The organism is Rhodococcus qingshengii JCM 15477 (assembly GCF_023221595.1).
Lineage (GTDB): Bacteria > Actinomycetota > Actinomycetes > Mycobacteriales > Mycobacteriaceae > Rhodococcus_F > Rhodococcus_F qingshengii.
Genome location: NZ_CP096563.1, coordinates 3,447,654 through 3,466,561 on the forward strand (window position 1 = coordinate 3,447,654; position 18,908 = coordinate 3,466,561).

16 protein-coding genes are annotated in these 18,908 nt (G+C 62.9%); 3 read left to right on the forward strand and 13 right to left on the reverse strand.

Translation table 11 applies throughout. From position 1 onward, the window contains the following. Window positions 1-30 precede the first annotated feature (30 nt). The 10 genes from M0639_RS15785 to M0639_RS15830 all read right to left on the reverse strand — a co-directional run bounded on the left by M0639_RS15785 (window position 31) and on the right by M0639_RS15830 (window position 14,048). Window positions 31-1,533 carry a glutamate synthase subunit beta gene (locus tag M0639_RS15785; RefSeq protein ID WP_064074456.1) on the reverse strand — a complete coding sequence of 501 codons (1,503 nt, stop codon included), beginning with the start codon at window positions 1,531-1,533 and terminating at the stop codon, window positions 31-33. Next, the gene (gene gltB, locus M0639_RS15790) at window positions 1,526-6,025 is read right to left on the reverse strand and encodes a glutamate synthase large subunit (protein WP_064074455.1); all 4,500 of its coding nucleotides are present in this window, start codon (window positions 6,023-6,025) and stop codon (window positions 1,526-1,528) included. The genes M0639_RS15785 and gltB overlap by 8 nt, the downstream gene beginning before the upstream one ends. A 133-nt stretch (window positions 6,026-6,158) precedes the next feature. After that, the gene (locus M0639_RS15795) at window positions 6,159-6,971 is read right to left on the reverse strand and encodes a TM2 domain-containing protein (protein ID WP_064074454.1); all 813 of its coding nucleotides are present in this window, start codon (window positions 6,969-6,971) and stop codon (window positions 6,159-6,161) included. A 126-nt stretch (window positions 6,972-7,097) separates the two neighbouring features. Then, window positions 7,098-7,523 carry a TM2 domain-containing protein gene (locus M0639_RS15800; protein WP_064074453.1) on the reverse strand — a complete coding sequence of 142 codons (426 nt, stop codon included), beginning with the start codon at window positions 7,521-7,523 and terminating at the stop codon, window positions 7,098-7,100. Beyond that, complete coding sequence (gene lgt, locus M0639_RS15805) at window positions 7,520-8,593, reverse strand: prolipoprotein diacylglyceryl transferase (protein WP_180279703.1); 1,074 nt, start codon at window positions 8,591-8,593, stop codon at window positions 7,520-7,522. Before lgt ends, M0639_RS15800 begins: the two co-directional genes overlap by 4 nt. Beyond that, complete coding sequence (gene trpA, locus M0639_RS15810; RefSeq protein ID WP_003944010.1) at window positions 8,590-9,393, reverse strand: tryptophan synthase subunit alpha; 804 nt, start codon at window positions 9,391-9,393, stop codon at window positions 8,590-8,592. The genes lgt and trpA overlap by 4 nt, the downstream gene beginning before the upstream one ends. Next, complete coding sequence (gene trpB / locus M0639_RS15815) at window positions 9,390-10,751, reverse strand: tryptophan synthase subunit beta (protein ID WP_064074452.1); 1,362 nt, start codon at window positions 10,749-10,751, stop codon at window positions 9,390-9,392. Before trpB ends, trpA begins: the two co-directional genes overlap by 4 nt. Before the next feature lie 74 nt (window positions 10,752-10,825). Beyond that, complete coding sequence (gene trpC / locus M0639_RS15820) at window positions 10,826-11,635, reverse strand: indole-3-glycerol phosphate synthase TrpC (protein WP_003944016.1); 810 nt, start codon at window positions 11,633-11,635, stop codon at window positions 10,826-10,828. Between the two features lie 125 nt (window positions 11,636-11,760). Further along, on the reverse strand, window positions 11,761-12,465 hold the full coding sequence (locus M0639_RS15825) for a TIGR02234 family membrane protein (RefSeq protein ID WP_082893184.1): 705 nt from the start codon (window positions 12,463-12,465) through the stop codon (window positions 11,761-11,763). Next, a complete protein-coding gene (locus M0639_RS15830) occupies window positions 12,462-14,048 on the reverse strand; it encodes an anthranilate synthase component I (protein WP_064074451.1) in 1,587 nt (528 codons plus the stop codon). Before M0639_RS15830 ends, M0639_RS15825 begins: the two co-directional genes overlap by 4 nt. Before the next feature lie 57 nt (window positions 14,049-14,105). On the opposite strand from M0639_RS15830, the gene M0639_RS15835 reads away from it, so the two are divergent. Further along, window positions 14,106-14,564, forward strand: a complete 459-nt coding sequence (locus M0639_RS15835) for a peroxiredoxin (protein WP_064074450.1) — start codon at window positions 14,106-14,108, stop codon at window positions 14,562-14,564. A gap of 40 nt (window positions 14,565-14,604) precedes the next feature. Here the strand turns inward: M0639_RS15835 and M0639_RS15840 are convergent, their stop codons facing one another. Continuing rightward, a complete protein-coding gene (locus M0639_RS15840) occupies window positions 14,605-15,387 on the reverse strand; it encodes a dioxygenase family protein (RefSeq protein WP_003944012.1) in 783 nt (260 codons plus the stop codon). 174 nt (window positions 15,388-15,561) lie between these two features. On the opposite strand from M0639_RS15840, the gene M0639_RS15845 reads away from it, so the two are divergent. Next, on the forward strand, window positions 15,562-16,071 hold the full coding sequence (locus M0639_RS15845) for a MarR family winged helix-turn-helix transcriptional regulator (protein WP_039973005.1): 510 nt from the start codon (window positions 15,562-15,564) through the stop codon (window positions 16,069-16,071). 28 nt (window positions 16,072-16,099) lie between these two features. Here M0639_RS15845 and M0639_RS15850 read toward each other — a convergent pair whose 3' ends face one another. Further along, window positions 16,100-17,638: an FAD-binding protein gene (locus tag M0639_RS15850; RefSeq protein WP_064074449.1), complete on the reverse strand. Its 1,539-nt coding sequence runs from the start codon at window positions 17,636-17,638 to the stop codon at window positions 16,100-16,102. Between the two features lie 220 nt (window positions 17,639-17,858). On the opposite strand from M0639_RS15850, the gene M0639_RS15855 reads away from it, so the two are divergent. Next, entirely contained in the window at window positions 17,859-18,449 is a 591-nt protein-coding gene (locus M0639_RS15855; RefSeq protein WP_003943994.1) for a TetR/AcrR family transcriptional regulator, read from the forward strand. Here M0639_RS15855 and M0639_RS15860 read toward each other — a convergent pair. Further along, entirely contained in the window at window positions 18,446-18,904 is a 459-nt protein-coding gene (locus tag M0639_RS15860) for a hypothetical protein (RefSeq protein WP_202427395.1), read from the reverse strand. The genes M0639_RS15855 and M0639_RS15860 overlap by 4 nt on opposite strands. Window positions 18,905-18,908 lie beyond the last annotated feature (4 nt).

Below are 18,908 nucleotides of genomic sequence, written 5' to 3' on the forward strand. Positions count from 1 at the left end.
GCACTTTCTGTACTTACTCGATTCAGTTGTTCAGCTCACGAACAGCGGAAATGCCTTTGGATGAACCGGAGCCGGAAGCGCCGACTCGCCTGTGAGAAACACGTCGACGGCACGTGCGGCCGACCGTCCCTCGGCAATCGCCCACACGACCAGCGACGCCCCGCGATGCGCGTCGCCGCAGACGAATACGCCGGGTGTCCGGGTCTGCCACCCGACATCACACTCGATTCTGCCGAGTGGATCGGTGCCGACATCAAGGTCGGTGAGCAGCGGGGCGGTTTCGACGCCGTCGAAACCCAGAGCGAGTAGGACCATCTCGCACACCAGATCCGTCGTGTCGCCGGTCTCCACCAGGGTCCGTTGTCCGTCCTTCGCTCGTGACACGGCAACCGGAACCATCCGGATTGCGCGGACCGCACCCCCACCGTCGTCGAGAAATTCCTGCGCCGCCCATCGGAATCGTTTGTCACTGCCCTCCTCATCCGCCGGCGAGGTGCGCAGGACCCGCGGCCACAACGGCCATGGGTCGCGATCTCGATCGCGGCGTGCCGGAGGTGGGACGTGGTAGTCCAATTCCGTCACCGAGAGGGCGCCTTGGCGATGCACCGTGCCGAGGCAGTCGGCGGCCGTGTCGCCGCCACCGATGATCACGACGTTCTTACCTCGCGCCGAGATGCTCGACGCACCATCACCCTCGCATTCGTGGTTGGCCGCACGCAGGTACGTCATCGCACGATGGATTCCGCGAAGACTACGACCCGGTACGTCGGTGTCTCTGGCACGATCAGCCCCGACCGCCAGGACTACCGCCTCGAAATCCGTCGAGAGGTCGTGCGCGCTCACGTTCACTCCGACGGCGCAGTCAGTGACGAATCTGGTCCCCTCGGCGGTCAGTTGGTCCAGCCGCCGGTTGATGAGGGCCTTGGGCAACTTGAATTCCGGAATTCCGTAGCGAAGCAGTCCCCCGATCCGATCGCTCCGCTCGAACACCGTGACACTGTGTCCGGCTCGTGTCAGTTGTTGAGCCGCGGCCAGCCCCGCCGGTCCCGAACCGACAACCGCAACACGGTTTCCGCTGTGAACTACCGGTGCCTGCGGCCCCAACCAACCCGATTCCCAGGCGTTGTCGACGATCGCCTGTTCGATGCGCTTGATGGTGACACCCCCCGACGTGTGCTCGTCGTCGAGTGCGAGAACGCAGGCCGTTTCGCACGGTGCGGGGCACAGATGTCCGGTGAACTCGGGGAAATTGTTGGTGGAATGCAAATTCTCCGAGGCTTCGGACCACCGTCCACGCCGAACCAGGTCGTTCCATTCCGGAATGAGATTGCCGAGCGGACACCCCACGTCGGCCGAATGGCAGTACGGCACAGCGCAGTCCATGCAACGCGAGGCCTGTGCAGATACGTCTCGATTTCGCACGACGGGATCCAGCGACTCGTATACCGACGCCCAGTCGCCGACACGCACATCGGTCGATCTGGTCGGTGAGCCGGATCGTTTCACGTTGAGGAACCCGCGTGCGTCAGGCATGAGCCGGCTCCACCAGTTCGTTCTCTTCCACGACCTTCCGGTAGTCGACAGGCAAAACTTTGGTGAATCTCGGACTCTGGCCAACCCAGTCGTCGAGAAGTTTTGCCGCCACCGGCGAGCCGGTCGCAGCCAAATGCTCGCCGAGAATTTCGACCAGCTGACTGCAGTCTTCCGCCGAAGGCCGCTCCAGAACGACCATGTCGCCGTTGACCTTCTCTGCCTTCACGTCGAGTACGAAGGCAATTCCGCCCGACATTCCCGCAGCAAGGTTCCTACCAGTTGGGCCGATGATGACGACGCGACCCCCGGTCATGTACTCGCACGCATGGTCGCCGACGCCTTCCACCACAGCGACCGCGCCCGAGTTGCGCACCGCGAATCGTTCCCCGACACGCCCCCTGGCATAGAGCGCACCGCTCGTAGCGCCGTACAGCAGCGTATTGCCGGCAATCACCTGATCCTCCGCCACGAAGGGCGCGTCCTCACTCGGCCGAAGCACAATTCGTCCACCGGAGAGCCCCTTCCCCACGTAATCGTTTGCATCGCCGACGACGACCAGCGAGATGCCGGGCGGCAGGAACGCACCGAGTGACTGGCCTGCCGTTCCACGGAGCACGACGTCGATGGTGCCTTGAGGTAGCCCGACGGCGCCGTAGCGTCTGGTCACCTCTGCGCCCAGCCTCGTCCCCACCGCCCGATCCGTATTGTGTACTGGCAGTTCGATATGCACGGGTCGAGCGTCCTCGAGTGAGTTCGCGGCGCACTCGATCAGGGTGCGTTCGAGTTCGCTCGAAACAGGTACACACGGCGGGTAGGCCGCGCCGGTCGGCGCGGCCGGAACGTCGAAGAGTGGTGAGAGGTCCAACGTGCGGCTCTTCCAATGCGCCACCGCCGGAGACATTTCCAATACGTCTGCGTGCCCCAGCGCATCGTCGATACTTCGAAACCCCAGTTCTGCCAACAACCGTCGTACGTCGGCGGCGATGAAGCGAAAGAAGTTCTCGACGTACTCGGGCCGGCCGGTGAATCGCTCGCGCAGTTCGGGATTCTGCGTCGCTACTCCGACGGGGCAGGTGTCGAGGTGACATACCCGCATCATGACGCACCCGGCCGCGATGAGTGGCGCCGTGGAAAACCCGTACTCCTGCGCCCCCAGCAACGCGGCGACGACGACGTCCCGCGCCGTGCGCACACCCCCGTCACACTGGACGACGATCCGATCGCGTAACCCGTTGAGCACCAGGGTCTGCTGAGTTTCGGCCAGCCCGATCTCCCACGGCGTACCCGCGTGGTGGATGGACGAGAGTGCCGCAGCACCCGTCCCGCCGTCGTGACCGGAGATCAGCACCACGTCGGCGTGCGCTTTGGCCACACCTGCCGCAACAGTCCCGACTCCGGCTGCGCTGACCAACTTCACGTGTATCCGCGCGCGATTGTTCGCGCATCTGAGGTCGTAGATCAATTGGGCGAGATCCTCGATCGAATAGATGTCGTGGTGCGGGGGCGGAGAAATGAGCCCGACCCCAGGCGTCGAGTACCGGGTTTCCGCGATCCACGGGTACACCTTGGACCCCGGAAGCTGCCCTCCTTCACCCGGCTTGGCACCTTGGGCCATCTTGATCTGAATGTCGGTGGCATTGACCAGGTAATCGCTGGTCACCCCGAAGCGACCACTCGCGACCTGCTTGACAGCGCTTCGACGCTTGTCGTCACGCAACCGCTCCGGCGACTCTCCGCCCTCACCGGTGTTGGAACGCCCGCCGAGAGCATTCATCGCAACCGCCATCGTCTCGTGCGCCTCCGCAGAGAGGGAACCGTAGCTCATCGCACCGGTGTTGAATCGAGCGAGAATCAACTCGACGGGTTCGACCTGATCGAGCGGAATCGGCGGACGAACCTCACACCGAAATCGAAACAATCCCCGCGGTGTTCCGCCCTGCGCGCTCAGTCGATCGACTTCATCGCTGTAGCGACGAAACATCTCACTTCGCCCGGTCCGGGTCGCATGCTGAAGGAAGAACACGGATTCGGGTGTGAACACATGCAATTCACCATCGCGGCGATACCGGTACTGTCCACTGTCGGTCAACTGACGATTGTCGAACTGACGATGCTGCACTGCGGACGACGAGAACGCAGCCGTGTGGCGCATCAGAACTTCGCGCGCGACTTCGGTGATACCGATCCCGCCGATCCGGCTCCGTGTGTTGCAGAAGTATTCGTCGACCAACTCTCGACCCAAGCCCACGGCCTCGAATACCTGTGCGCCCGTGTAGGAGTGAACCGTAGCGATTCCCATCTTCGACATCACTTTGAGCACGCCGAAATTTGTTGCTCTCAGGTAGTTGTCCGACGCAGTCTTCGGATCTATCCCGGGAAGTTCGTCCTGCTCGCTGAGGGCTTGGACAGATTCGAGAGCAAGATACGGGTGGACAGCCGCCGCACCGTAGCCGATCAGCAGCGCGATGTGATGAACTTCGCGCGCGTCACCCGAGTCGACGACGAGGGAAACCTTGGTCCGCAGGCCATGACGAACCAGATCGTGGTGCACGGCTGATACTGCGAGCAATGACGGAATGGGAGCCTGCTCAGGGCCTGATCCACGGTCGGAGATCACCAGAATCTCGATTCCGGCTGCGGCGGCTGTTCGGGCGGACTCACGAAGCCTCTCGACGCCTTCGGTGAGACTGCCCCTCGGATCGAAACTTGCGCGAAGGACAGCGCTTCTCGGAGTTCTTGCGCCGTATAGTTCGGCAACCTTCGCCATCTTCCCCGGTCCGATCACCGGTTTGTCGAGAACAATCCTTCGGCACGACAGCGCCGACGCTTCGAACAAGTTCTGCTCAGCGCCGAGGGTGACACCAAGCGTAGTGACGACTTCCTCGCGAATCGCGTCCAAAGGCGGGTTGGTCACCTGAGCAAAGAGCTGAATAAAGTAGTCGTACAACAGCTTCGGCCGATCCGAAAGAACGGCGAGAGGCGTGTCGACACCCATCGATCCCAACGGCTCCGATCCTGAGCTTGCCATCGGGACAAGAATGTCCCGCAGGTCCTCGGCGTGGTATCCGAAGAGCAACTGCCGTTGCAACAGCGGAGGCGGATCGCCTCGGGCAGGCGCAGTCTCGGGGATGTCCTCGAGGTCTACCAATCCCCCGTCGACCCAGTCCCGGTAGGGGGCTGTGCTCGCGAGTTCGGACTTGATCTCCGCATCGGAAACGATCCGATGGCGAGCGGTGTCCACGAGAAACATGCGTCCCGGTTCGAGGCGCCCCTTCTCCAACACCTCGGACGTGGGAGCGTCGAACACACCGCTCTCACTGGCCAACACGATACGGTCGTTCTTCATCCGCCACCATCGCCCTGGGCGAAGACCGTTGCGATCCAACACGGCCCCGACAACAATGCCGTCGCTGAACGTCACGGACGCCGGACCGTCCCACGGTTCCATCAGACAACCGTGAAATTGGTACAAGGCCTTTATCTCGTCGGGCATCGAAGAATCGTTCTCCCAGGCTCCGGGAATCATCATCGCGATGGCGTGTTGCACACTGCGGCCCCCGAGCGTCAAAAACTCCAGTACTTCGTCGAACGACGAAGAGTCGGATCCTCCCGGGGTGCAGATCGGAAACAGGCGATCGATGTCCCCACCTAAAAGTGTGCTCCGCAGCATCGGCTCGCGAGCGCGCATCCAATTCCTGTTTCCCACAATCGTATTGATCTCGCCGTTGTGGGCGATGCAGCGATACGGCTGAGCGAGTGGCCACGACGGAAATGTGTTCGTGGAGTATCGACTGTGCACAACTGCCAACGCAGTTCGCATTCGGTCGTCGCGTAGGTCGGTGAAGTAACCGGATAACTGCGTCGGCGTCAGCATGCCCTTGTACACGATGGTTCGGGCGGACAACGAGGGGAAATACACCGCATCATCGGCCGAATGAATTCGCTCGACTTGTCTCCTGAGCGCAAACACTCGTCTGTCCAAGGCAATTCCGCCCACACTACGATCTCGCGACTCGGCGCACGTCACAAAACACTGACTGATGTACGGAGCGCACTGCGCGGCAACGGTTCCGACGCAGTCTCGGTCGACCGGCACCTCTCGCCACCCGATAATCTGCAGTCCTTCTGCCGCTGCGTACCGGTGTATCCGAACTACCGCGCGCCAACGTGCTTCCTGATCCACCGGGAGAAAGCAGTTTCCGGCCGCGTAGGTGTTCTCACCCATCGCGTTGGGTGGTGGAAGCTCGAACTCGGTCACCGCGTCGAAGAACTCCGTCGGCAGCTGAATCAGAATGCCCGCGCCGTCTCCGCTGTTGGATTCGCGCCCAACTGCGCCGCGATGGGAGAGATTGCCCAGGACCGCGAGCGCATCGTCGACAACGGAATGCAGGTGGCGTCCAGAGGTGTCTGCTACCACGGCTACACCACACGAATCGGTTTCCTGATCGGGGTCGTACAGGCCCCGAGGTTCAGGTATTCGAGAAAACAGCACTCGGCGACCTCCACGCGGACATGCAGCCGACGTGCGCTAGTTTATCAGCCCATAACCGCAGGTCGCGAGAGCAAAACGGTGACCCCCTGATACCGAGGCATCAGGGGGTCACACTTGCCGAGGGTCGTTTCGATCAGCTACGCAAAGGGCGGTTGTACTGATCGCGCACACTGCCGGTCAACATCATGATTCCGTCGATGAGCGGCCAGATGCCACCGATTCCACACGTCAACCAAGTGACCGCGATCTGTGCGACAGCCATGCCGGGCTGGTTGAGATAAAAACGTCCTGCACCGAATCCGCCGAGCAGAATGCCCAGCAATCCGGCAGTCGTCTTCGACTTGTCCGAGTACGGTTCACCGGTCATCGGGTCACGTCCGTATGGTGCGGACGGGTCGACCAGGCCGTAGCCAGGCTGAGGATAACCCTGAGCTTGTGGGTACCCCTGAGGCTGACCGTAACCCGGCTGTGAGTATCCCGGCTGGGGGTAGCCCTGCGGCGGAGCCGCGTAGGGATTCGGAGTCTGATCTGCCGGTGCACCGTAGACGGGACCGTCCGTCGGGGTTTGGGTCGGCCTCGAGTAGTCCGGCGCCGGATAGTTCTGGGCGGCGTAACTTTCCTGCGACGTGTACGGCGCTGTCGGCTGATTCGGGGTGGAATCAGAATCGGCAGCGGGAAACGCTGTGGTCGATTCGGTTCCGGTCGGCGGCGGGTAGATGGGGTGGTTTCCCCACCCCGGACCGTTTCCGACTCCCGAATACGTGTCCCAGCCTGGACCGGTGCCGGTGGTCTCCGTCGACGGCGTCTTTTCGGTGGGTGCCGAGGTTTCCGTCAACGACGCATCCGCCGTCGCGTCGTAGTCGAACGGCGACCCGAACTGCGGTGGAACCGGCGGCTGTGATCCAGACGAGTCCCCCGACTCGGAAGGTTCCGGATTCTTGTTCAAGTTAGGCAACGTACTTTCCTTCGATTCGACGACGGTACGTAATAGCTTTTGTTATCGGACTTCGAGAAGGTTCGACCTTCTCGAGGCCAGTCCCCCACACATGTTTCCTCGGTTCGCGCTCGCGACTCATCCTCGCAATGGCCGGCGAGCACCGTCCCGCGCATTGCCCGAAAGTATCACGTTGCCGTCGACGAACGCCCAGATCCAGATTCCGATCGCAAATGGAATTCCGATGAGGAACGCCGACATGAACAGCGCGAAGAACATGCCGAGCAGTTGGCACAATCCGATGCCGACACTTCCGATATAGAGGCGCCCGACTCCACAGATTCCGAAGAAGCCCAGCAAGATCTGCAACAGTCCAGCGGTGGCCTTCGACTTGTCGGAATACGGTTCCCCGGTTACCGGGTGCCGACCGTACGGGGCGTAGGGATCTCCGAACCCGTACATCGATGGAGGCGGCAATGGCTGCTGATATCCGTACGGATTGGGCGCGCCGTAGACCGGTCCCTGATCCTCGGGGAATCCCCCCTGCGAATAGGGACCTGTCACGGCTTGTCTTTCTTCGACAGCTTCACCGCGTCCGACGACTCATCCGACGCTGCCGTGGAGGCGCTTGCCTCACTGGAAGCGGATTCAGCAGCATCGGATTCAGAATCTTCAGCGTCGGCGACTTTCGCGTCGGCCTTCGCCGAATCAGTTTCGGTAACTGGCGCCGCGACTCCTGCTTCGCCGGCAGCTACCGCAGCGACGTAGTCCTTCGACTTCAAATCAGCCGGATCCTCACGACCCTTCTTCGCCAGGAAGAAGTAGGCCAGTGCGGCGAAGAACACGATCCCCGAAGTGAATGTGTTGACGCGAATGCCGGCGATCTCGTAGGCGAAATCGTCGCGCATCAGTTCGACGACGAACCGGCCCAGGCAATAGCCCGCGACGTACAGAGCAAACAGGCGTCCGTGGCCGATCTTGAATCGGCGGTCGACGAGGACCAGCAGGATCACGATCAGGACGTTCCACACAGCTTCGTAGAGGAACGTCGGGTGAACGACCCGAATGACTTCTCCGTTGGAGACACCTGCCAGTTGATCGAGCTGGCCGGAAGAGTTCACACGCTCGAAGATCTCGAGGCCCCATGGGACGGTGGTCTCGCGACCGTACAACTCCTGGTTGAAGTAGTTGCCGATACGACCGATGGCCTGCGCGAGCAAGATTCCGGGCGCAATCGCATCACCGAGCGCGGACACCGGAATGCCGCGTCGACGGCAGCCGATCCACGCACCGATGCCGCCGAGGAACACTGCTCCCCAGATTCCGAGGCCTCCCTGCCACACCTTGAGTGCGTCGAGTGGCTGACCGTTCTCGCCGAAATAGGCGGGCCAGTCGGTCAAAACGTGGTAGAGCCTGCCACCGATCAGACCGAAGGGAACGGCCCAGATCGCGATGTCGAGAACGGTCCCCTTCTCGCCGCCGCGGGCGACCCAACGACGATCTCCCCACACGATCGCGACGATGATGCCGAGGATGATGAAGAGCGCGTAGGCGCGAAGCGCCACCGGTCCGACGTACCAGACGCCTTGGGGCGGGCTGGGGATATAGGCCAGCAGGTCCACAGTTGAGGTCACGACGCCACGGTAGCCGAGCGGACGCCCTCGGCGAGTTCTTCGGTGAGCGAGCGAACCGCTCCCAGGCCGTTCTCGACCGCGGAGACCAGAGCCGAGCCGACGATGACGGCATCGGCGTATGCCGCGATTTCGGCAGCCTGTGCGCCGGAGCGAACTCCCAATCCGACGCCGACGGGAATGTCGGAATGCGCGCGGATTCGTGCGGTCAGTTCCGGAGCCATCGAAGACACGGCGTCGCGAGCGCCGGTGACACCCATCGTCGAGGCCGCGTAGATGAATCCACTACTCGCATCGAGTGTCATCGCGAGTCGTTCTTCCGTCGAGGACGGAGCGACAAGGAAGATCCGGTCGAGGTGGTGCTCCTCGGATGCTTCCATCCAGGCGCCGGCTTCTTCCGGAATGAGGTTGGGGGTGATCAGTCCGAGCCCGCCGGCGGAAGCGAGGTCTCGTGCGAACTTGTCGACGCCGTACTGCAGTACCGGGTTCCAGTAGGTCATCACGACGGCCTTGCCGCCGACCGAACTGATCTGCTCGATCACGGTGAAGATGTCGCGAAGGCGAACGCCGTTGGTGAGTGCGGTTTCGGCTGCACGCTGGATGGTCGGACCGTCCATGACCGGATCGGAATACGCGACACCGACTTCGATGATGTCGCAGCCGCCGTCGACCATCGCCTTGAACACGTCGATCGATTCGGGAACGGTCGGATAACCGGCAGGCAGGTAACCGACGAGGGCGGCACGCTTATCAGCCTTGCACGCGGCAAAGGTGGGTGCGAGGCGTGATGGTCGTTCGCTCACTTGTCCGAGCCTTCCGTGTTGTCGTTCTCGTCTGCTGCATCATCCGGAGCGGCTGCCTGACCTGAGGCGCCGTCGAAAAGACCGAACCAGCTTGCGGCGGTGTCCATGTCCTTGTCACCGCGACCGGAGAGATTGACGACGATGATCGCGCCCTCACCGAGTTCTTTGCCCAGTCGGAGTGCGCCGGCGACGGCGTGGGCCGATTCGATGGCCGGAATGATGCCCTCGCGGCGTGAGAGCAGCAGCAGCGCATCCATGGCTTCACTGTCGGTGACGGGTTCGTAGGTCGCGCGCCCGATATCGCTCAGGTAAGCGTGCTCGGGTCCGACGCCCGGGTAGTCCAGACCAGCAGAGATCGAGTGCGATTCGATGGTCTGACCGTCTTCGTCCTGGAGGAGGTAGGAGTAGGCACCCTGGAATGCGCCAGGGGTACCGCCGGCGAACGTTGCTGCATGCCTTCCAGTTTCGACACCGTCGCCGGCTGCTTCGTAGCCAACCAGCCGTACCGACAGATCGTCGATGAACGGGTGGAAGATTCCGATTGCGTTGGAGCCGCCTCCGACGCAGGCTGTGACTGCATCGGGCAGGCGGCCGGTCAGTGCCTGAACCTGGACGCGTGTTTCGAGGCCGACCACTCGCTGGAAGTCCCGAACGATGGTGGGGAACGGGTGCGGGCCTGCCGCGGTACCGAAGCAGTAATAGGTGTTGTCCGCGTGGGAAACCCAGTCGCGCAAGGCTTCGTTGATCGCGTCCTTGAGCGTGCGCGAACCGGTCTCGACCGAAACGACCTCCGCGCCGAGCAGGCGCATGCGTGCGACGTTCAGTGCTTGACGTTCGGTGTCGACAGCACCCATGTAGATGACGCACTCGAGACCGAGCAGTGCACAGGCGGTGGCCGATGCCACACCGTGCTGGCCTGCTCCGGTCTCGGCGATGATGCGGGTCTTGCCCATACGCTTTGCCAGCAGAACCTGACCGAGAACGTTGTTGATCTTGTGAGAACCGGTGTGGTTCAGATCTTCACGCTTGAGAATGATGCGCGCACCACCGGCGAACTCGCTCATTCGCGTTGCCTCGAAAATCGGCGACGGGCGTCCCGTGTAATCGCGCTGCAGGCGATCGAGTTCGTTCAAGAACGTGTCGTCCGCGCGAGCCTTTTCGTACTCCGCGGTGACCTCTTCGATGACCGCCATGAGAGCTTCCGGCACATGCCGGCCGCCGTAGACGCCGAAATGGCCGCCGGCATCGGGATCATGGGAGCGCTCGGTGAGTCCCGCGCTGGCGGGCGGCAGATTGCCGCCCTTGAATGCTGCACCTGATACTGCACCGGAGCCTGGTTCCTGAGTACGTGAAGTCACCCCACCAGTCTGCCCCAAGGGTGCCGCTGGTCACCGCCCGGGTGCGTCAAAGCACGCCGGGCCGGTGATGCGCTTTATCGAGACGGTTTCGGGCAGGACGGGTGTGCGCCGGCGTTGACCAGATCGGCGACGGCCTTGCGAGGGTCGCCGCTGGTCACGAGGCCTTCACCGACGAGCACTGCGTCGGCGCCCGCCCCGGCGTACGCCAACAGATCGGCAGTTCCGCGAACACCGGACTCGGCAATCTTGATCGTCTCGGTCGGAAGACCGGGAGCGATGCGACCGAAGGTGTTCTTGTCCACCTCGAGAGTCTTGAGATTGCGGGCGTTCACACCGATCACCTTGGCGCCGGCTTCGAGCGCGCGGTTGGCTTCTTCCTCCGTGTGCACCTCGACGAGGGCAGTCATTCCCAGAGATTCGGTGCGATCGATCAACGAGGCGAGCGCCTGCTGCTCGAGTGCCGCGACGATCAGCAAGATGACGTCGGCGCCGTGAGCGCGAGCCTCGTGAATCTGGTACGGCCCCACGATGAAATCCTTGCGGAGCACCGGAATGGTGACCGCTTTACGGACTGCGTCCAGGTCGGCCAACGAGCCGTGAAAACGGCGCTCTTCGGTGAGAACACTGATGATGCGTGCGCCACCGGCTTGGTACGCCGCGGCAAGCTCAGCGGGATCGGCAATGTCGGCCAACGCACCCTTTGACGGGCTCGCTCGCTTGACCTCGGCGATGACGCCGATGCTCGATTCCAGAAGTGCTGCTGCAGCATCGAGTGCAGGCGGTGCAGCGGCCGCAGCAGCCTTGACTGCAGCGAAGTCGAGTACGGCTTCGCGGGCGGCGACGTCAGCGCGCACCCCGTCGAGAATCGAGTCGAGTACGGTCATCGTGGCCCGAATCCTTTCTGGGCAAGAGCCCGATGTGAGATACGTCATCAGGGTGGTCTCAGCCTAGTGGGACGAAATTTTGCTACTCCGTCGGGGTACCCACGCAGGTGAGGGTTCAGTCTTACTCAGTGGGACGACCCCGGTTTCGCGCCGTTGTCTCCCCCAACTCCGTCGTCCCCGTCAGTCGCTGTCGGGTCCTCTCCGGCGTCGAGCGCATCCCACAACATCCGTTGTGTCACAGGCTCGTCCGATGCGGGTTTGTCTCCCTGACCGAGCTTGGCCGCGGCCTCGCGGCGCGCGGCAGGGTTGTCGTATTTCGACGACAACCCGCCTCGCACTGGAGGTTTGCGCATCAGAAGCACTGCCGCGCCGAGCGCCGCCACCGCTCCGAGCAACGCAAGCAAGGCAGGCAGTACCGAAACAGTCGTCGAGAGATCTTCCGGGTGACCGGACAACTCGGCCAAGTCCACCGCTCGGTCCGCAGAGGCTCCGGACACCAACAACTGCACTGCCGGAACCGCTACCGCGACGGCGACGAGGGCAACCAACAGTCCGACTACCCGAAGTGCCCAACCTCGCACCGCAAACGACGCCGCGATCGCCGCCAGAAGCGCGAGCGCGAGCGGAGTCATCGCCGCCGCCCAGGTGCTGCCGTCGAGATCCGTCGTCCTCTCCAGCGTCTTGCCGTCGCTCGAGGTCAGATGAACCCACGTCATTCGTGAGCTGCCCCACAGAGCTGCTGCCGACAACGCCAGCAGAAGCGTTCTCGGCACGGCGGTGCCACGAGAAACGCTTGTAGGCTCCGCTGCACTCGACTCGTTCTCACTCACTGATCGTCACCTCCGATGGTGCGCAGGGTGTGCGCCGACGCAATCGCGCTCAGCACTGCCATCGCCTTGTTGCGGGCCTCGGTGTCCTCGTAGACCGGATCCGAGTCGGCGACGACGCCGGCGCCCGCCTGGACGTATCCGATCCCGTCCTTGATCAATGCCGTTCGGATCGCGATCGCGGTGTCGGCGTCGCCGGCGAAGTCGAGGTAGCCGACGATGCCGCCGTAGATACCGCGCCTGGTCGGTTCCAGTTCTTCGATCAGCTGCATCGCTCGGACCTTGGGTGCCCCCGAGAGGGTTCCAGCGGGGAAGCATGCGGTGACGGCGTCGAGAGCGTGCTTTCCCTCGGCCAGATGACCGGTGACGGTCGATACGAGATGCATCACGTGGCTGTACCGCTCGATGTGCCGGTAGTCGTGCACCTTCACCGTGCCCGGGCGACAGACACGACCCAGATCGTTTCGCCCCAGATCGACGAGCATGAGGTGCTCGGAGTTTTCCTTCTCGTCGGCGAGGAGGTCCTTCTCGAGCAGGATGTCGTCCTCCTCTGTGGCACCGCGCCATCTGGTTCCAGCGATCGGGTGTGTTGTCGCGACGCCCTCAGCAACCGTGACCAGTGCTTCCGGGCTCGAACCGACGATCGAAAACGCAGTCTCTCCATCACCGTTCGGCACGTTGAGCAGATACATGTACGGGCTGGGGTTCGACGCGCGCAGCATCCGGTACACGTCGATCGGCGCTGCAGTGCAATCGATCTCGAATCGCTGCGAGAGAACTACCTGGAATGCCTCGCCCGCTTCGATGTCGCCGATCAACTTTTCGACATCGACACCGAAGCTCTCGGTGGTGCGCTGACGACGGTAGTTCGGAGTCGCTTTCGAAAATGTCGACACCGTCGATTTCGCCGGCGCCGCGAGAGCACGAGTCATCGCGTCCAACCTTGCGACTGCGTCGTCGTACGCCGTGTCGACGCGCTCGTCCGTGCCGTCCCAGTTGACGGCATTGGCGATGAGGGTGATCGCCCCTTCGTGGTGATCGACTGCGGCGATGTCGGCGGCAAGCAGCATGACCATCTCGGGGATCTGCAGGTCGTCGACCGCGGAGTCACCCAATCTCTCGAGGCGCCGCACCGCGTCGTAGCCGAGGAATCCGACCATTCCGCCGGTCAGCGGGGGCAGGTCGGGCAGCCGCTCCGAACGAAGCAGCTCGAGGGTGGCACCGAGCGCGTCGATCGGGTCGCCGCCGGCCGGAGCGCCGGCCGGAACGTTGCCGTACCAGGCCGCCTCTCCGTCCACGACGGTCAGTGCAGCAGGACTTCCGACGCCGATGAACGACCACCGCGACCACGAACGACCGTTCTCGGCCGACTCGAGCAAGAAGGTGCCGGGACGATTGCCGGCCAGCTTCTCGTACGCCGAGAGCGGAGTTTCGGAGTCCGCCAACACTTTCCGAGTGACCGGAACGACCCGGTGCTCAGCTGCGAGAGCTCGGAACTGCTTCCGGGTGGTGGTGGAATCGGACGCGTCACCGACGATCGCGGTGTCGGACGACCGTGCGGACATGGAGGTGGGCTCGCCGTGCATGGCTCCATCATCCCAGGCTCCCCCGTGTGGCCGTCGTGCGCGGGTAACCTCGGCCGAATGAAACCAGGCCAACTCGCTCCCGATTTCTCACTGCCCGACCAGGACGGGACTCCGCACTCGCTGACGAGCCTGCTCGAGAACGGACCCTTGGTCCTCTTCTTCTACCCGGCAGCCTCGACACCGGTGTGCACCGCCGAGGCGTGCCACTTCCGTGACCTCGGCAGCGAATTCGCCGCGGTGGGCGCTTCGCGAGCGGGCATCAGCACCGATACGGTCGAAGCTCAGTCCACCTTTGCCACCGCACAATCCTTCGACTACCCCCTACTCGCCGACACCGACGGCAAGGTAGCCGAACAGTTCGGCGTCAAGCGCGGACTCCTGGGCAAGTTGGCTCCGGTCAAACGCTCGACCTTCGTGATCGACACCGACCGCACCGTCCTCAAAGTCATCTCGAGTGAACTACGCGCCAACACCCACGGCGACCAGGCGCTCGAGTTCCTTCGCAATCGAAGCTGACTCACCTGGGCGACCTGATTCTCTGCGCGATTTGAGATCTCTAGGCGACCTGAATCGAGCGCTTCGCAAGCCCCATCCAGAATCCGTCGATCACCTGGGTGGGCACCTGTTCCGGATCGGATGACGCACCGAGCGTGACGAACAACGGGGCGAAGTGCTCGATGGTCGGATGCGCGTACGGCATCCCGGGAGCTTGAGCGCGGAAGTCGATCAAGGAATCGACGTCACCGGCAGCGAACCTCTCCCCTGCCCACGCGTCGAATTCCGCCGACCATCCCGGGGCCTGCGCCTCCGGTGACGGATCGCGCAGGAACGGTAGCCCGTGCGTGGTGAATCCGGATCCCACGATCAGTACACCTTGCTCACGGAGTGGCCGTAGGCGCTGTCCGAGATGGAGCAAACGCTCGGGATCGAGGGTGGGCAGCGAAATTTGCAGTACCGGGATGTCTGCGTCCGGGTACATCACCGTGAGCGGCACGTAGGCACCGTGATCCAGGCCTCGATTCGGCTGCTGAACCACGCGTTCGTTGTCCGGCATCAACGCGGCAACCTGGGCGGCGAGTTCCGGAGCGCCGGGAGAGTTGTACTTCGCGCGGTAGAACCTCTCGGGAAAACCACCGAAGTCGTAGATGAGCGGGGTGCCCGTGGTCGTCGATCCGATCGTCAGCGGTGCTGATTCCCAGTGCGCCGATACGACGAGGATTGCCGTCGGCCGCGGAAGATCGCCGGCCCACGCCCCCAACTGGTCGACCCACAACGCGCTGTCCACCAGCGGCGGAGCACCGTGGCTGAGATACAGCGCAGGCATGGTTGTGGTGGACATACGGACTCCTCGGGATAGACATTCGTCGTAAGTTGAAGGTTCAACTTAATATAGAACTCAACACTTGCGTCCCGCAACTATTCCCCGCAGGATTCTTCTGGACATGCGTCTGAGACGCTGTACACAAGCACGCTCCGTGCACGAAGAATGCTCGACCCGAAGGAGAAGTCACCGATGAGTGAACCGACCGCGCAGCCCGACGCGCAGTCTCAGACGAAGTGGCTCACAGCCGAGCAGCAAGAAGCATGGCTGACACTGATCGCTCTCGTGACACGGTTGCCTGCCGCACTCGACACTCAACTACAACGCGATTCGGCACTCACACACTTCGAATACTTCGTACTCGCGGCACTCTCGGACGCCCCCGAGCACAAGCTCCAGTTGTCGGTACTGGCCCAGCGCGCGAACGCGTCCCTGTCCCGCCTCTCGCACGTGATCACGAAGATGGAGAAGGCCGGCTGGGTGAAACGGGAAGTCATTCGTGGCAGCCGCGGCTCCAACGCAGTGCTCACCGACGAGGGAATGGCAAAGGTGGTCGCGGCCGCACCGCCGCACGTCGCCTCAGTTCAAGGTCTCCTCTTCGAGGGCCTCGACGATCGCCAGGTCGCCCAGCTTTCGTCGTTGGGTACAGCAATGCTCACCCAACTGGACAAGGGAATCGCCGCCGGACTCGGCAAGGCCTGACCACATCCCCGAGACGAGCGACTGATGATCAAGACGGCAGCTTCGCGAGGTCGAGTGCAGCCAAGTGACTGAACAGCATGCTCGCTCCGATCGGGTTTCCACCGCCGGGGTACGTAGTCCCGCTGGCCGCTGCCATCGTGTTCCCCGCCGCGTACAACCCGGCAATCGCCGTACCGTCGGCTTTGAGCACCCTCCCGGTCGCGTCGGTGCGTAGACCACCTTTGGTCCCGAGGTCGGAGATGCCGAAAGCGGCAGCGTGAAACGGCCCTTGGTCGATCGGTACGAGCGGCGAAGCCCCTTCGGAGAAGGCGCGGTCGTACGCAGCGTCTCCTCGACCGAAGTCCGTGTCGACGCCCGTCGCCGCAAACGCGTTGAATCGCTTCACGGTCTCCACCAGTTCCGCTGCGGGAACATCGATCTGGGCAGCGAGGTCTTCGAGTGTCCGTGCACTCTTCCACAACCCCGCATCCACATACTGCTCCGTCTGTGCCATGGGTACGTTGGGCGCCTTCACCGGCGGCACTGCGCCTTCGCTGTTGTCGTAGATCATCCAGTACGGCGTGGTTACTTTCCCTGCCCGCATGTGTTCGATGACGGCGCGGCCCAAGCGGTCGTACGGCGCTGATTCGTTGACGAATCGGCGACCGTCGTCGTCCACGAAGATTCCGCCGGTGAACCACAGCGCAAACGCGGAGCGGCCATCCGGATGGGTCAGTCCCGGCGACCACCAGGCCTCTCCCATGAGGTCGGTGTCGGCGCCCGCGGCGACCGCCGCCTGGTGTGCCTTCCCGAGGTTGCCGGGGCAGCCCATCGTGTCGAGAGCGGATCCGGGGACACCGAATTCGGCCCGCAAGGTCTCGTTCTGCTCGAATCCACCGGCGGCGAGGATCACTCCTCTGCGTGCCTGAATGGTTCGACGCCGACCATCTCGGTCGACGACCGCGCCGACGACCGATCCGTCCTCGACGACCAATTCTTCGAGAGTGGTCTTCAGGTGCATGGTGGCGTTCGGGAGTTCCGCAAGAGCCAACAGGAATCGACCGATCAACGACTGGCCGCCGACGAGGTACTTCGGCAACTTCTCCCCCAGCCGTTCCGTCGCCAGCGGCGGACGAAGCGAATCACGAAGGGCACCCATCTTGTTCGCGTTCATCGGCTTGGGAACAATGTGCCGTCCACTCGCTCGAGCCTTGGGCTCTTCACCGAAGTAGTCGGGCCACGGCAGTATCTGAAACTCGAAGTTCGAGTCCTCTTCGAGGTAGTCGATCAACCCGGCGCCACCTCGAACGTAGGCTTCCTGAACGTCGGCGGGCGTACGATCACCCACCACTGATCGGTAGTACTCCAGCGCATCCTCGATGGTGTCGTCGTCCCCGCCCCGACGAAGAACGGCGTTGCACGGGAACCACATTCCGCCGCCGCCCGAGTACGCCGTTGTTCCGCCGTACTTGTCGGTTGCTTCGATCGCAATGACGTCGAGGCCTTCGCGGGCTGCCGTGTACGCGCCGGTGAGTCCGCCGCCTGATCCCACAGCGAGTACGTCGCACGTCTCGTCCCACTTCGTCATCGTCAGCCTCTCTGATTCTGGGCACAGTTTCCGAACATGTTCTAGAAATCGTTCTAACACGTGGACTTAGCGATCGCGGGGGTTCGAAATTCTGTCCCACCGAGCGGGAGCGAGACATGACGCCGAGGGGGAGCGAGACATGACACCGAGCGGGAGCGAGAACGAGCAGCGATAGCGCACACTTTGCTCGCACCGGTCTGATCCCGTAGTGTCTGGACACATGTCTGGTAAGACCAAGTTCGAGTCCACTCGTCGACGGCTCACACAGCAGCAAGCCGAAACCGTCGATCGATTGACCGCGGCAGCGATCACGGTCCTGCGCGACAAAGGGTTTGCCGATCTGACTGTACGAATGGTGGCAGCGGAAGCCGGTGTCGCCGCAGCCACGGCATACACCTATTTTTCGTCCAAGAGTCACCTTGTGGCAGAACTGTTCTGGCGCCGACTCGACGCGGTACCGCACGAGCCCTCCCCCGAGGCGGAACGAGAAGCGCAGGTCTGCTCGGTCCTTCGAAGCGTCGCACTCCTCGTTTCCGACGAACCGGAGCTGGCCGCGGCCGTGACCACTGCGATGATGGGCAATGATCCCGACGTCGAACACCTTCGGGGACGTATCGGCAAGAACATCCGCGAGCGGCTCATCGAGGCGCTGGGGCCGTCATACGATCCCGACGTACTCGAAGCACTCGAAATCTCCTGGTCCGGAGCGCTTGTTCGAGCCGGCATGGGTTACGAGTCCTATTCGCAGATCGCAGACCGGCTCGAAGTCACTGCCAGGCTGATCATGGCGGGCCGCGACAACCTTCACTAGATGGGGGTCATGGCACTCACCAGCCATGTGCCGTCGACTCGATCGAGTGTCACCTCGACTCGGCTCGACGTCGACGCTGGTGCCGGCCGCGCGGTACTCGTCGTGATCTGATCGACGAACACGAGCACTTCCGCGCGGTCCGCGGCAACGGAGAGCACACCGACATCGACGACTCGGGCTTTCGTGCTGATTCCCTGCTCCTTCGACTGTGGGGCAACTGTTTTCGATCCGAATTCGGTGAAACTGTCCTGAAACGATCCGCCGGCGCCTTCGGCCGCTCGTGCGAGATCGTCGTCGACGGTATCGCTGTTGTAGCTCAGGAGCTTCTCGACGAGCGTGGGCGCCACACCGATCACCTCGGCACGTGCGGTTTCAGCGTCCCCCGAACGGTGGTGACTCCAGATCGCAGTGCCGCCGACTCCCATCAAGACCAACGCTGCAAGCGCTATGACCATGCGC

What these genes read in the sequence shown, in the direction of transcription:
- M0639_RS15785 (WP_064074456.1), bottom strand. Translation starts at nt 1,533, where the DNA reads ATGCCTGACGCACGCGGGTTCCTCAACGTGAAACGATCCGGCTCACCG.
- trpC (WP_003944016.1), bottom strand. Translation starts at nt 11,635, where the DNA reads ATGACCGTACTCGACTCGATTCTCGACGGGGTGCGCGCTGACGTCGCC.
- M0639_RS15830 (WP_064074451.1), bottom strand. Translation starts at nt 14,048, where the DNA reads ATGCACGGCGAGCCCACCTCCATGTCCGCACGGTCGTCCGACACCGCG.
- M0639_RS15835 (WP_064074450.1), top strand. Translation starts at nt 14,106, where the DNA reads ATGAAACCAGGCCAACTCGCTCCCGATTTCTCACTGCCCGACCAGGAC.
- M0639_RS15840 (WP_003944012.1), bottom strand. Translation starts at nt 15,387, where the DNA reads ATGTCCACCACAACCATGCCTGCGCTGTATCTCAGCCACGGTGCTCCG.
- M0639_RS15845 (WP_039973005.1), top strand. Translation starts at nt 15,562, where the DNA reads ATGAGTGAACCGACCGCGCAGCCCGACGCGCAGTCTCAGACGAAGTGG.
- M0639_RS15850 (WP_064074449.1), bottom strand. Translation starts at nt 17,638, where the DNA reads ATGACGAAGTGGGACGAGACGTGCGACGTACTCGCTGTGGGATCAGGC.
- M0639_RS15855 (WP_003943994.1), top strand. Translation starts at nt 17,859, where the DNA reads ATGTCTGGTAAGACCAAGTTCGAGTCCACTCGTCGACGGCTCACACAG.
- M0639_RS15860 (WP_202427395.1), bottom strand. Translation starts at nt 18,904, where the DNA reads ATGGTCATAGCGCTTGCAGCGTTGGTCTTGATGGGAGTCGGCGGCACT.